Annotated in this window: 13 protein-coding genes; 2 read left to right on the plus strand and 11 right to left on the minus strand. The window is 38.4% G+C overall.

What is annotated here, in order from left to right:
* Window positions 1–43 precede the first annotated feature (43 nt).
* The 8 genes from GVV19_RS06435 to GVV19_RS06470 form a co-directional block, all read right to left on the minus strand.
* Window positions 44–523: a PTS sugar transporter subunit IIA gene (locus GVV19_RS06435; RefSeq protein ID WP_159646496.1), complete on the minus strand. Its 480-nt coding sequence runs from the start codon at window positions 521–523 to the stop codon at window positions 44–46.
* Window positions 523–1,689 carry an NAD(P)-dependent malic enzyme gene (locus GVV19_RS06440; protein WP_159646498.1) on the minus strand — a complete coding sequence of 389 codons (1,167 nt, stop codon included), beginning with the start codon at window positions 1,687–1,689 and terminating at the stop codon, window positions 523–525. Before GVV19_RS06440 ends, GVV19_RS06435 begins: the two co-directional genes overlap by 1 nt.
* Complete coding sequence (locus tag GVV19_RS06445; RefSeq protein ID WP_268891704.1) at window positions 1,686–3,023, minus strand: family 4 glycosyl hydrolase; 1,338 nt, start codon at window positions 3,021–3,023, stop codon at window positions 1,686–1,688. The genes GVV19_RS06440 and GVV19_RS06445 overlap by 4 nt, the downstream gene beginning before the upstream one ends.
* Window positions 3,023–4,576 carry a PTS transporter subunit EIIC gene (locus GVV19_RS06450; protein WP_159633137.1) on the minus strand — a complete coding sequence of 518 codons (1,554 nt, stop codon included), beginning with the start codon at window positions 4,574–4,576 and terminating at the stop codon, window positions 3,023–3,025. The genes GVV19_RS06445 and GVV19_RS06450 overlap by 1 nt, the downstream gene beginning before the upstream one ends.
* Before the next feature lie 120 nt (window positions 4,577–4,696).
* The gene (locus tag GVV19_RS06455) at window positions 4,697–5,440 is read right to left on the minus strand and encodes a MurR/RpiR family transcriptional regulator (protein WP_159633140.1); all 744 of its coding nucleotides are present in this window, start codon (window positions 5,438–5,440) and stop codon (window positions 4,697–4,699) included.
* 97 nt (window positions 5,441–5,537) lie between these two features.
* The gene (locus tag GVV19_RS06460) at window positions 5,538–6,899 is read right to left on the minus strand and encodes a hypothetical protein (RefSeq protein WP_159646500.1); all 1,362 of its coding nucleotides are present in this window, start codon (window positions 6,897–6,899) and stop codon (window positions 5,538–5,540) included.
* A gap of 338 nt (window positions 6,900–7,237) precedes the next feature.
* Window positions 7,238–7,534 carry a hypothetical protein gene (locus tag GVV19_RS06465; RefSeq protein WP_159641684.1) on the minus strand — a complete coding sequence of 99 codons (297 nt, stop codon included), beginning with the start codon at window positions 7,532–7,534 and terminating at the stop codon, window positions 7,238–7,240.
* A 165-nt stretch (window positions 7,535–7,699) separates the two neighbouring features.
* Complete coding sequence (locus tag GVV19_RS06470; RefSeq protein WP_159646502.1) at window positions 7,700–8,404, minus strand: GntR family transcriptional regulator; 705 nt, start codon at window positions 8,402–8,404, stop codon at window positions 7,700–7,702.
* Between the two features lie 93 nt (window positions 8,405–8,497).
* Between GVV19_RS06470 and GVV19_RS06475 the strand changes: the two genes are divergently transcribed.
* Both GVV19_RS06475 and GVV19_RS06480 read left to right on the plus strand, forming a co-directional pair.
* Complete coding sequence (locus GVV19_RS06475; protein ID WP_159646504.1) at window positions 8,498–9,679, plus strand: hypothetical protein; 1,182 nt, start codon at window positions 8,498–8,500, stop codon at window positions 9,677–9,679.
* Window positions 9,680–10,399 carry an SIS domain-containing protein gene (locus tag GVV19_RS06480; RefSeq protein ID WP_159646507.1) on the plus strand — a complete coding sequence of 240 codons (720 nt, stop codon included), beginning with the start codon at window positions 9,680–9,682 and terminating at the stop codon, window positions 10,397–10,399.
* Between the two features lie 29 nt (window positions 10,400–10,428).
* Here GVV19_RS06480 and GVV19_RS06485 read toward each other — a convergent pair whose 3' ends face one another.
* From GVV19_RS06485 to GVV19_RS10760, 3 genes are all read right to left on the minus strand, one after another.
* Window positions 10,429–11,079: a Type 1 glutamine amidotransferase-like domain-containing protein gene (locus GVV19_RS06485; protein WP_159646509.1), complete on the minus strand. Its 651-nt coding sequence runs from the start codon at window positions 11,077–11,079 to the stop codon at window positions 10,429–10,431.
* Between the two features lie 18 nt (window positions 11,080–11,097).
* Window positions 11,098–11,550, minus strand: coding sequence for a nucleoside deaminase (locus tag GVV19_RS06490; RefSeq protein ID WP_159633159.1), 453 nt, complete (start codon window positions 11,548–11,550; stop codon window positions 11,098–11,100).
* A 101-nt stretch (window positions 11,551–11,651) separates the two neighbouring features.
* A complete protein-coding gene (locus GVV19_RS10760; RefSeq protein ID WP_201288194.1) occupies window positions 11,652–14,474 on the minus strand; it encodes a carbohydrate binding domain-containing protein in 2,823 nt (940 codons plus the stop codon).
* Between the last annotated feature and the right edge of the window lie 84 nt (window positions 14,475–14,558).

Consider the following 14,558-nt stretch of genomic DNA (forward strand, 5'->3'; position numbering starts at 1 on the left):
GGCAACAATAATACTAAAGGACAGGCATGTGGAGCCCGTCCTTTTATATTTTTTGAAGGTTAATTAGTTGGCCTTGGTTTACATTTTGATGATTCTCAGCAACCATAAACCGTGAGGTCGGTTGATTCGTTACAATGACCATTGTCGTTGCCTCAATGTTCTTATCTTGAAGCAGCGCTAATTCCACCGTTGCAATCATTGAATTCTCTGTGACCTCATCGCCAACATCAACGAAATTTTTAAAGCCATTTCCTTGAAGTGTCACTGTATCAATTCCAATGTGGATTAACACTTCTGTACCGTCTGGTGTTTTTATGCCAATCGCATGCTTCGTTGGAAATACAGCAACAACAGTCCCTGAAACAGGAGCATAGATTTCATGAGTCGTTGGAATTACTGCAAATCCATCCCCCATTGCAAAGGATGCGAAAACAGGATCTGATACTTCGGTTAATGGAACAAGTTTCCCGGTGACGGGTGCAAAAAATTCAAGTTCCTTTTTTCCAAATAATTTCTTAAACATTATATATTCACTCCTTTTTTTCTGAGTGTCATGACCGTACGAGCAACGGCGTCCGCTACATTATCTACAACGCGTGGATCAAACACTGAAGGCACGATATTTGTTGCACTTAATTCTATATCACCAATACATTCGGCAATTGCTTGGGCCGCTGCAATATGCACTGATTGCGGAACAGAAATCGCTTTAACTTTAAGTAGCCCTTTAAAAAGACCCGGAAATACGAGAACATTGTTAATTTGATTGGGATAGTCACTGCGCCCTGTTCCAACAACCATGGCACCGGCATCAAGTGCATCATCATAGGAAATTTCAGGTATTGGATTAGCCATTGCAAAGACAATTGCGTGCTCCGCCATATGTTTAATCATTGATGTTTTTATGATGTTTCCGGCGGAGACACCAATAAATACATCCGCATTCACCAACGCTTCGTCCATCGTAAACAAATCATCTTGATTTTCTGTTAAGGTCGCGATCATCTTTTGATGCTCTGTGGTCGCAGTTTTTAAAGCAACGATTCCGTGAACATCAAATGCGTAGATAGTTTTTATACCGTAGTCCTTTAGGAGTCTTACAATTGCACTCCCTGCAGCACCGGTTCCACTTACAACGACTTTTATTGAATCTACAGATTTGTTGACGAGTTTTAACGCATTAATGAGTGCTGCAAGCGTCACAATCGCGGTTCCATGCTGGTCATCATGAAAAACTGGAATCTTGAGTGCTTTTTCTAGCCTTTGTTCAATTTCAATACAGCGAGGCGCGGAAATATCCTCAAGATTGATGCCACCAAATCCAGGAGCAATCGCTTTGCATACTTCAATAATCGTTTCCGTATCCTGAGTATCTAAAACAATTGGAACTGCGTTAATATTCGCAAAACGCTTGAGAAGAGCTGCTTTTCCTTCCATAACTGGTAATGCGGCTTCGGGTCCAATGTTTCCTAACCCGAGAACTGCACTACCATCAGAAATAACCGCAACTGTATTTTGTTTCCATGTATAGGTATAGGCTTGATCCACATCTTCTTTAATTTTGAGACATGGGTCTGCTACTCCTGGTGAGTAAACTAACGCCAAATCATCTGCAGTTTGTATATCACACTTTGCCTCAACAGTTAGTTTTCCGCGAAGTTTATCGTGTAAATCTAATGCTCTACTCATTTCATTTCAAGAGTCCAATACGGTTTATTGACTTCCATGAGTGCATCTAAAACGGCTTTGGCTTTTTGCGGATCAACCACACTACGATTTAAGGTTAGTGCTTGGAGTGCTTTAGTATAATCACGCTCAATCCATGACTCCACTGTTAACAATTCGTAAGCATATTGCCCTTCCATTAACCCTTTGTAGAACGGTTTAATGTCACCATAAGGTTTACATACTGGACCATTAGAGCCTAATCTTCCCGCAAGCTCAACAATTGCTTCTTGAGGGAAATTTGGAATTAATCCATTATTCGGAACCATAATCACGAACTCGTTGTTCAGATCATGCAGAATCGACTCCGCAATCTCAATCATCAAGTTACCGAAAACAGATCCAGTTAAAATTTCAAGATTACCGAGTGTATCTCGACCAACTGCTTGAGCACACAGTTCAAATACTTCTTTTTCACGACTATCTTTCGCTTCATCCGCACGAGTATATGTTGGATTACTTTCAGCAACTATTTCTTCTGGAAAGAAGTAATATTGAAGATAAGTGTTCGGTAAATATTCTGGGAAAAATTGAAGGTATTTATTGACTCGTTTATATGTTTCAAGCCATGATGCCGATCGTTGTTCAGCATTATAGGGTTTGAATTCATTATCTTTTAAGAACGCTTTTAAGACATCAAAATGTGAATTTCCGTCAGTATCATATATGTCCGTAAACCATCCAAAATGATTCAACCCAAAATAGGTTGCTCGTAAAGATTCCTGCGGAACATCTAGAATTTTTGCATATGAGCGCATCATTGAGTATGGCTGATCACAAAGGTTCAGCAATCGCTTATCGTTCGGAAAGATTTTATGGAGAGCGAGAGCTACAATAGCCGCTGGATTCGTATAGTTTAAAATCCATGCGTCTTCATTAACAGCTCGTATGTCATGAACCATTTCAACCATAGCACCGATGGATCGCATGCCATATGCAAAGCCACCCGGACCACATGTTTCCTGGCCAACAAGACCAAATTGTAATGGAATTTTCTCATCCAAACTACGCATGTGAGTATCGCCAGCACGCATTTGTACGAGTACTGCATCCGCTTGTTGATAGGCAACTGCTTTATCGGTAGTAAAGATAACTTCGGTGTCCGGCATTTCTTGTGCCAACACCAATCGAATATAATCATCCATTTTACTCATACGATCATTGTTAATGTCGAAGAATACTACCTGTTTCAGTGGAAAACGTTCTTTGTAGTCCACTATTGATCCTACAAGAGCGGGAGTTCTGGAACTTCCTGCCCCTACTATTGTGATTGAATATGCTTGTCTCACGATTATCACTACTTTCTAATTTCATCATCTACTGCATTACGCACAAACTCTACTAATGGACCAAATACAATATGTATATGGTTTTTTGAAGGAAGGAAAATACCTGTCGTTCCAGATTCCTTCAAGATATCATTGTTAATTAATTGGGTATCTACAACATCAATGCGAAGTCGAGTAATACAGTTATCAACATGGGCAATATTTCCGCTTCCACCGAGCCCTTCAACTACTAATTCAGCAATTCGTTTATAATTTTTCTCTTTGATAAGTGTATTGTCGAGATTTTGTTCATCTTCACGTCCCGGTGTCTTAATATCAAACTTGAGAATGTACCAACGGAATACAAAATACATGACGACCGCCATCACTAATCCCACTAAAACAAAGTAAATCCATTGTGTATCTTCATACATTAATCCAAAGATTGCAAAATCGAAGATAGTTCCACGAATATAACCAATCGCAACATTGAAGAGTGGTAGGATTGCTGCACTTATACCGATTATGAGTGCATAGATTACATATAAGAATGGAGCTATAAACACGAATGTGAATTCAAGAGGCTCAGTGACGTTTCCAAGCAACGCTGTCATCCATAAAGTAATCAGTAATGGTTTTACAAATTTTTTGTTTTCTGGTTTTGCTGTATGATACATCGCCAATGAAATTGCTGGGAAAGCAAACAACGTAACCAACATTTGTTGCTGAGCCATGAAACGTGTAAGGCTCGGCATCATTGACCAATATTCGCTGTTAGGTCCAAGATTGAATAGAATTTCTTGCATCGCAGGAACAACACCAACAAAGGTTGTACCATTAATGACATATGTTCCACCAGCTTCGGTAAAGCGGAACATTGCATTCCAGATATGGTGTAAACCAAATGGAATGAACAAGCGTTCTCCACCTGCTGTAAAGAGTGGTCCGAGTGGACTAAGAATGACAACCGATAGATGCGTTAACATCTGGACAAAGAACTGCCACACAAATGGAATTAACAAACCAAATCCAATCATAAGTGCTGATGTAATAATTGGAACAGATTTTTTTCCACCAAAGAAGGCAAACGCAATCGGTAATTCTAAGTTGTAGAATTTGTCAGTAGCCCATGCTGCCATTAATCCGGCAAAGATTCCACCTGCTGTGTTCAAGTTCATGGTTTGAACACCGAGCACTTTGATTTGCCCCATTTGTGAGATAAGTTCTGGATCTGCTAAATTTCCAGTAACCGTGAGCCATACGCTCATCGTAATGATAAGGACTAAATAGGCAACAACGGATGCAAAGACCGCGATCCCCTTATCGCGCTTACTCATACCATATGCAACCCCCATTGCAAATAGTAATGGAATGTTGTCAAAGACAACACTCATAATCGTGCGTGTGCTTTTCAGAGTTGTTTGAATTACTTCATTTCCGAGAAATGGTAATTTATCAATCATGTACGGTTGTACGAACGCACCACTAATACCAAGAATCATTCCAACCGGAGCTAAAACTCCAATTGGAAGAAGCAGTGATCGACCAAATGTCTGAATTTGCTTACTATACTTCTTGAACATCTTCTTCCTCCTGTAACGTATATCACGTTTCTAAGACCATAATACAAAACTTCGTAACCGCTTACTCTTTAATTCTCACGGAATTGGACGCATTAGAAAACCTAGGTCGTGTCTTGCGACCTAGGTCGGATTTTTCTGATACAAAATTTCGTTTGCGAGCATCTCGACAATCATAAACATCCCAACTCGAGATATTCCATCATTCGTTGCTGTAGCCACTGAATCTGATGCAGTGTACAGATTAATATCAGACATTCTAGCAAGAACATTATGTGTGAACGATGTAATGGAAATGATAGGAACATTTCGTGACTTAACAATTTTAGCTGCTTCTACTATTTTTCGTGTTTCTCCTGATAATGAAATTAAAATAATTACTTCACGAGGATCAATTGTCGGCGTGATAATTGATAGCAAATTATAATCATCTAGAATAATACATTTTAATCCAATAGTTAATAATAAATGATTAAGATGCTGTGCAACTGATTTTGATGTTCCTCTTGCAGCAATATAAACCGTTTTAGCATTTAGTATTGCTTCAGCAGATTTTTGTAAATTACTGTAGTTCACTAAGTTACCCGTCATTTTTGTTAGCGCAATGACTGAATCGTTGAAAGCCTCCGTCGTAATATGCTCATGTTGAGACGCATTGTAGGTCTTAATGTAGTACTTTAGATCCGAAAAACCCGAAAAACCTAGCTTCTGAGACATTGTAATTACAACTGTTTTTGAGGTTAATGATTTATCAGCCAATTCATTAATATTGATGGTTTCTACCTCATGCATATTTTGCACAATGTAATTACATACACGGCGTTCACTTTCAGTTAAGGTATCAAATTTTTCTATTATCCGATTCATAGTAGATCCTTTCTTGTTACGTATTTATTGTGTCAATCATACTATGTCTCCAACAGTCATGCAATGAAATTCGATAGCGGTTACATTCATTTTTATTTTAGTCTTCATGTGCGACCATGTCATTAATCAATGATTGCTTCTTATATTTGATTTGGAGACATATAACCGTTGCTCCAATAATTGTGAAGCATACAGAAATCGCTAAGAATGCGTACGTAACCGAGTAAATCCCCATGACAGTAATTAGTGCACCTGCAACGATATACCCCACCAAGCAATAGATTATAGTTGGTATTATTGTTTTGTAGATGATATACCTTACGCGATATCCCAATTTCAGATAAATAGCATTTCGATATGCTTTTTTATCAATATCCATAATTGCACTGCTCGTAAAGGTGAATTGTACAAATATTAAGAAAACCAACGCTAACACTAACCAAAAATATGCAATTTTCAATGCAGCTTGATGCGTCTTCGTTACTGAGTCTTTAATATCTACAGCTTCATGTTTTAACGAGCTCATCGATATCTTTTTAATCTTGAACTCTAGTTCCGATATGTCCATATTTTTGACATAAAGATTATTATAGATTGCTTCATGATATTTAAGCGTATCGTCGCGAATTAAACGCGGATTGAACGGTGCAATGATACTTTTATTTACCGTTGTTGATTTAAAGTCACTTGGTGCTAAAACAGTTTCTCCTGCTTTCATAATACCTACAACCTGATACGTATTTCCCATCATTTGATACATTTGATCAATGACTAATTTGTCGGACAAATCAGCTCCAATCAAAACTGGGATTGGTTCTCTAATGCTTGTAAAATCGTCATCTTTGATCATTCTTCCTGAAGCGACTTGAATCTCATTGGCTTTCATTACATACTCACTGGAACTGTAGTAATGATCAACTTTCACTTTAAGGGTTGACGATGCACTACCAGCAGGTTCATAAAAAGTAAACATATCCTGTTCGTGGTCAATAAGCATTGCTCTAAAATTATTAAGAAACGATGCATTCTCTTCTGGTGTCTGCTTACGTAGTTTATGAACGAACATATTGTTAGGACCGCTATCTTCGATCAAGCGTATAGCATGTAGGTTTTCATTATTACTGTACTGCTGATATGCTTTTGTATCTTTTAATTTATTTTCAAGCACAGTTGCAAAGAACGCAATTACCACTAAGGTTAATGTTACTTGCATGATATTTAATCCAGCAGTAAACGATTTCGATATATAACGCATGGATTCGGAGCTTACGTGCTCGTCTGGCTTATCAATCTCAATCAAAATTTTGGTTATTCCCCATAGTGTAGCAACGCTTTCTATCACGATAGCAACCATTCCACTAATCACTACGGTACTTACAACTGGACGAATTATGATGAAGAACAGCATAAATGCGCCTGCAAAACTAGATAGATAATGTATGATTATTTTTCGAACCATGTACCTCCGTTGTTCACAGAGACTGTATCCAACGAGCCGTTGTACCTTATAGATATCCTTTGTTATAAAAATCCAATACTCTAAAACTTTGAAGAAAAACAAACCTGCAGATGCTATCACTAAAACAATCAAAAGAGAAAGGAGCTTCTGTTCACTTATAAACGTAAATATTGAACACGAACTTCGAGCTATAGAGTCTCTAGTGCAGTGCTTCACACCAAGATGAATGAGCGCATACGTTGATGTGATAACTACACTTGAAACTATTAAATTACTAATCCATAATCCTATATGTTTTTTCATATTTTCTCCCAAAAGTCATTCTACGTTCAGATTATCTAATCATCTGCATCGCCACCATATTCACATGTTTGGTCGAAGCGTCCAACAATCCAGGTATGAACCGAATCACCTTCATTTGGAAAATATTTTGTGTTGGTATGTCGTCGATTCCCCATTTTTACCCATGTCCGTATATATTCGTAGTTTGGACTATAGACGGTTGTCTTGGAATTGCACGCTTTGCCAGCAAAATCTATGTTCGACCATCCTTCGTTATACCAACCACTATCTGCTGAAATATGTCCTGTCATCATTGTTAATAGCAAGCAACTTATTATCACATTTTTTTTCATAACTCACCTCTCTAGTATCAAATATGTTCTTTCTAATCTTTTTCCTTTCGTATATTATCATGTTCCCAATGTATAACATTCGCAAAATGTCTTTGAGGCACTTTTTTGTGATTAAGTGGTTTATTCCTATGTTCAATCATAAAAAAACACACCTTTCGGTGTGCTTTAAGAATTAAAAACAGTTTGATAAAGCTTGAAACTTGATGTTTGATAATATGAACTCCCGGAATTAAAGGGCGTCCCATTCTCCATGTATGCGATAACTTCCATTTTGATTAAAGGATCACCGACTGCAATGTTAAGTTGCTCCGATAACGATGCGTCAGCAAGAATTGCTTGAAGTGACTGATCAGCATAATCGAATTGAATACCTCTTGACTCTAGTAGCGCATAGAGCGATCCACTTAGATCCTCTTCGACAAGACTTCCTACAAGTTTTTCTGGAAAGTACACATGTTCACAGACAATTGGAACATCATCGGCACATCGTGTTCGTCTAACCTCCCATACAGGATCTCCAACCATAATTTGTAACTGATGTGCAATACCTTCATTTGCAAAAATACGACGCAGCTCAACATCTTTAGAGGAAGGTGTTTCGTTGCGACGAAGTACTTCCCGTGTGAATCCAACACCATTACGAAATTCTTTATATGATGGCATACTTCGAACAAAAGTACCTCGTCCGTGTTGTCGATATAAAACCCGCTCACTTACAAGTTCATCAATCGCCCGCCGAACTGTAACTCGTGAAATATTAAGGATTTCTGCTAGCTCATTCTCTGAGTCAATCATTTGATGTGCCTTGTAGAAACCTGAATCTATCCTTTGATTAATATAGTCTATTACGACTTCATATTTGTTTTTCATAGACCTATTATAGCAACCCTTCTTCGACACTTCAAGTCAACTTGTATTGACAAGTTGAAAACAACTGTATATGATGATTTTAGGAGGTACTTTATGAGAATAGGTTCCGCAGTAAATTCCATTGTTCCGCATGAACTTTTACCTTTATCCGGTTACATGGGTCACCGCCCATCTTTAGGTAGTCATGATTCTTTAAATGCAACAGTAGTCATTATCGATACACATATCTTTGTATCACTAGACCTAATTGGTATTGACGATAATCTTTATCGTAATATTAAGCGCAAGTTACCCGATCAATACACAATCTCTATTTTTGCATCACACACCCATGCAGGTCCGGTTGGTACATTAGATACATCATCCGTGCTCCACGGAATGCAAAATGTCTTTCAAGATATAGATCATACTTACCTTGAGTTTGTGACACGGCAAGTCCTCGATGCTATCGACAAATCTCTATCTTCGATGGAACCATTTGAAGCAACGTTTGCTGAAGGGGCTATTGAGAATTTGTGGACACATCGTATCAATCCTCAAAATACAATCAACAATTCATTATGGTTTATTGAGTTTAAAACATCCACGAAGACAACTATGATGCTTTCTTTCCCTTGTCATCCAACTGTTTTAAACAATCAAAATCAACTGTATAGTAAAGATCTTCTCTATGGTCTTGATCTTGCGAAAGATATAGATATTCTCTTGTTTATGAATGGACCTTCGGCTGATATAAGCACCCGATTCACCCGACAGGAATCCTCATATTCCGAAATCGAGCGAATGGGACACATATTGTGGAAACAGATTATTAAACTGAGATCCTCAGCTGTTCCTTTCACACTGAACCATATTGATGTCGTTGACTTCTATTATGATTTGAAAACTAAATCACAATCTTCGAATCACAACCTTCAAATTGAACAACTCCAATTAGCGTATAAACAATCCGAAAATCCACACATACTTACCCAATTAGATGGATTAATACTTGAACGGAGTTTCCTATCATCGAATCCACCTTCCGTAATTCCCATACATCTTCAAATTATCGAGCTCGAGAATTTACGTATCGTGGCAATACCCGCAGAACTATCACACGCTTTTACCTTAGACAATACAAAGATTGTGACACTTGCTAACGGATATTTATCCTATTTCACTTCATGCGAATCCTTTGACCAAAAAACCTATGAATCGTATGCTAGTGTAATTGATCGTGGTGAGGCAGAACGCATGATACATTTTATAAAAAATACTATGGAGGCACATTAAATGCAAACACACACTTATCTTGACTACATAAACAAAACTATCAATGAACTCGCAGCAACTCAAACACCAGCAATTGATGCGGCAAGCGTATGCATTGCAGATGCACTTGCTCGCGAAAATCGCGTCTTCGCTTTTGGGAGTGGTCACTCTCATATGATTGCCGAAGAGTTCTATGCGCGTGCTGGGGGACTTGCACCGATTGAAGCAATTTTACCACCAGAACTTATGCTTCACGGTACCGTCGGAAAAAGCACTCAAATAGAACGCATCTCTGGTTATGCCAAACCAATACTTGAACTTCATAATCCTCGCGCTGGAGATGTTATTATTGTTACATCCAATTCTGGTAGAAATAATGTACCAGTTGAAATGTGCTTAGAGGCCAAAGCCTTAGGAATGCATGTTATTGCAATTACATCCTTGAAACACTCAAGTCACACCACATCCCGTCATGAGAGTGGCCTTCGAATGTTTGAAATCGCAGATATTACCATTGATAATCTTTCACCCGCAGGCGATGCTGCATTCTACATCGAAGGATTCGAAACCCCAACCGGTGCCTTAAGTAATATTATCGGTTTAACGATTGCACAGACACTTGTTGTGAATGTTGTAGACGAGCTTGTGCGTAAAAGTATCGTTCCACCCGTATTCAAGAGTTCAAACTTAGACGGTGCCGACGCCTATAATGACGCTTTGTTTGATACTTATCTACGTTAGAATATAAAAAGGGAATTTGAATTCCCTTTTTATTTGATTCTCTGAATTTGTCCTTTTGATAATAAATAGACGTCTCCAAGTACCTCCACAATGCCATTTACTACTTTAATCGCACCATTTTTTGTAGGAGCATAAATAGGAAGTTCATATGAAAATGGCATCAGATCCATGTCAAGGTAGTCATGATTTTCTAAATCAAAATGAGGTTCGAATGATAATTTATTTAATCTTAAGCCCTCTTGAAGTGATGCTTCCTTAACTTTATATTTATTTCGTGGTGAACACATCCATTTTTCACTCATGTTAATGGCACCAGCACTGGTTCCGATAATTACACCTTCGTGATTGCGAATCACATCATCAAGTTCAAGGTCATCTATCATTTTCTTTTGCTCAAGATTGTATCCACCAAGAATAAACACAACAGATGCTTGACTAACCGCCCTGCGTGCTTCTTCAGCACTTAATTTATTATCAACAAAAACATAGTTTTTAAACTCAATACCTGCTTGAAGCAGCCATTCGCGTTCTGCAAGTGGTGGATTTTCGCCTTCATAATAAAGAGGATCTCCTGAAATCAAAGCAATTGTCTCACGGTGGAGAATGGTTTGCTGCAATGATTTTTGAATGTTCGATGGCATCGTGTCATAATACCAATCCAAGTAATAATGTACACTCATTACAGTATTTTCCTTTCACTATTTAAAATAAGACGCTAGAATTGCGATACCTTCCTCATGAAGAACATGCTTAATGACTTCAGGTTGATAATGTGAATGTATAAAGACTGTTTCGCTACTATTAACCTGTGGTTCATCCAAAATTAAATTCAAATCACGACTTCCTGCACTGAATACAAGTGTTCCTAACGTTGACCACACCATTGCACCAGAGCACATGAAACACGGCTCACAGCTCGTGTAAAGTGTATACTCTGATAAATCTATGATTTTGTTTTGACGGCAGAATTCACTAATCAATGCAAGTTCCGCATGCATTGTTGGATCTGTGACCGACTTTATCCGATTCATCGATGTGGCAACGCACTTTCCGTCTTTCACGAGGAGTGCTCCAAAAGGTTCATCACCACATTGCATTGCCTGTTTTGCAAGCGCTAATGCTTCCATCATAAATGCTTTATGTTTATCCATTTTACGGCTCCTTTTTATTCATTCTAGCACATTTGCATTGCTCGAGCGTTGAAACGACGTTTTCAATTACCAAAAAAGGGGCAGATAATCCCCTTTTGATATTATGATTTATGTTTTCTTCTTGCTACAAGTGCTATTACAACACCAAGACTTGAGATTGTTAGGGCACTAATTGGAAGTATGTTACTCATACCCGTGTTCGGTAATGTATGTGTATCCGCTTTTGTGCTTTCATTCGTAGTTAGTACTTCTGGGTCACTCGGTGCTACCGGATCAACTGGGTCAACTGGCTCAACCGGGTCAACTGGATCAACTGGGTCAACTGGGTCAACTGGATTAACTGGGTCAACTGGGTCAACTGGGTCAACCGGGTCAACTGGGTCAACTGGATCAACTGGATCAACTGGGTCAACTGGGTCAACTGGGTCAACTGGGTCAACTGGGTCAACTGGGTCAACTGGGTCAACTGGGTCAACTGGGTCAACTGGGTCAACTGGGTCAATTTTTACTAAATTATTTACTGCCTTTTGTATTTCCAAAATTAGATTATCAATGATATCTTGAGTCAATGACTCACTTTGCAACAGTTGCTGTGCATTATCTGTTAATGCCTTTAGTACCGTCATACTTTCTGGAGTATACAATGATGTATTCATCGCATCAACCTCTTGAATTAATGTTGCTAACTCAGCGGTATCAACTTTAACAACGGCTTTAATTGATACATTGTCAATATACGACGCTATAGCGGGGCCCGATGCTTTATAATAATACAAAGTCACTGCATTCACACCTTCAGGTGTCGTGAATGTTATGGTACTTGGTTGATATTCAGTATGCTTAATTTCAACAAACTGCTTATCTTCTTTACCTTGATTATCTTTCCATTTCACGCCAAGCGTCAATTTTTGACTTGGATCGCCACTCATCGTCATCGCATCAATTTGATATTCGGTGTTTGGCGCAACAGCAATAATATGTTCGATTGAGGCACCACCATTAACAGCCTTTATCTCTCCTGCATACTTACCTTCAAATGGATTATTGGTAGTAATTGCGCCATTCCATTGGAAGTTCCAAGGATCTTTATTTGTATGCTTCGTTGTATCTTCAAATGTTCCATTCTCAAGCTTTACTTCGAACGCTGGAATGGAAGGTTCAATTACTGTTGCCGGTATAAATGGTGTTACATTCTCAAACTTAGTATCTGAAAACTCATGGGCTCCAATATCTGGTAACCCGTTGTAAACAACGTTTCCATCATGAATTGAGTTCTTAAAGAAATCGGTTCCTGCTGTTCCAGGATGTTTGTTGATATCAAGGCTTACAAATCGACCTGCATTAACCGCTGGAGATGCAGCATTAATTTTAAATCCATCAAGTGCAGACCAATCGGTAATATCACGGGTTTCCATATCTTTATCAAGAACTGTACCTGGGAAGGTTATATCCGTAAACATTGGATCAACACCCACCAGATTGCTACCTGGAATTTGATTAGGTTTCGGAACATTACTTCCAGCAAAGATATTATTGGAGTACTCCCAACGTGCTTTTGTTGCGTAACCACCACGTCCATTATTAACAAAAATATTATTATAAATATTTGCTTGAACATTTCCCCCTTGATTGACAAGAGGTGCGGTATTCATGGTTTCATCAATATAAAAGACATTGTTGTAGATATTAATGCCTTCAAGATTGTTTCCTTGGCAAACAGTGAATGTTTGATATTTATCATTGTAACTAATATTGTATCTAAAAGTTCCATCTTTAACACCACCACGGCTTTCAGCACATAATAGCAACGTACCACCATCATTATTATAAGAATAGTTGTATTGATAAACGACGCCTTGAGACCCTTGGTCAAAGTCCCATGGCATTCCATCTCGTGTTGAGAAGCCTCCGGTTACTTCATTGTATTGGAACAATGTATCATCTGCGTTCCATACCCACATACCTGCATTATAACCTGTTGATTTTAAGTTATAACCGTCTAAGAAGTTATACTCTACAAGCGCACCTTTCGTCATATGCGGTGCGATACCATCGCCTCCAATATTATAAAGTTTATTTCCACGAATTTTAACATTTGTAATTGGTGTCCATGGTGTAACTGAATTTTCATTGAAAGCAGGGTCTTCTGGTCGGAGTAAGTCTCTATTTTTCCAGTCAGTCCAAAATAGAATTCCTGAACGATGGACATCTTCGATTATATTATTTTCAATCACAATATTGTCAAAGGTTGTCCGTTGATTAATGCTGTCCTTATTATGAATTTTTCCATCAACCATATCTGGAATATTTACAGTCACCTGAATCCCAGAACTTCCTTTTGCATCTTTTTTATCTTCACCCTTGACGTCATGGATGTACAAATCATGAATGTAGAAGTCATTTAAAGTTGTGGTAGTTTTTGTATTATGCTCCGTTAGATGCTCACCGCCATAATTAACGTTTAAAAGATGAACGCCACGTCGTGGTGATTGTGGCACTAAGCCATTTAGATCTTCATTGGTTATTTCTAAATGACCAATTTCCCAATGTTCTTGATTTTTTAAGAGAATGGTATTTTCAACGCCATTACCATCGATTCGCGGTAATGCTCCTGTGCCATAGGCTCCAATAACAATACGATTGCCCTGGATTCCACTTCCTTGAGGTGCAAGTCCCCCTTTCCAGTTTCCGCCTCGTTTAAATAGAATTTGATTACCTGGTTCAAACACATGCTCATTCACACGTTCTAAGGATTGCCACGCTTGATCTGGTGCAGTTCCACTGTTGGTATCATTTCCAAGTAAATTATCAATATAGTAGATTGTTTGTGACGTGTTGGTGCTTTCTTCAGCAGCAACGGGTACAAATGTTCCCATCATCATGAATGAAATCATAAGGGATAACATCAATTTTCTAAACTTCATAATTCCTCCTTAACACGCTTGTGCACCGATATTGTACCGAAATAAGAACTGAAACCGCTATCAGATGATTGCTATATCCATGTG

This window comes from Erysipelothrix anatis, from assembly GCF_009828745.1.
Classification (GTDB): Bacteria; Bacillota_I; Bacilli_A; order Erysipelotrichales; family Erysipelotrichaceae; genus Erysipelothrix; species Erysipelothrix anatis.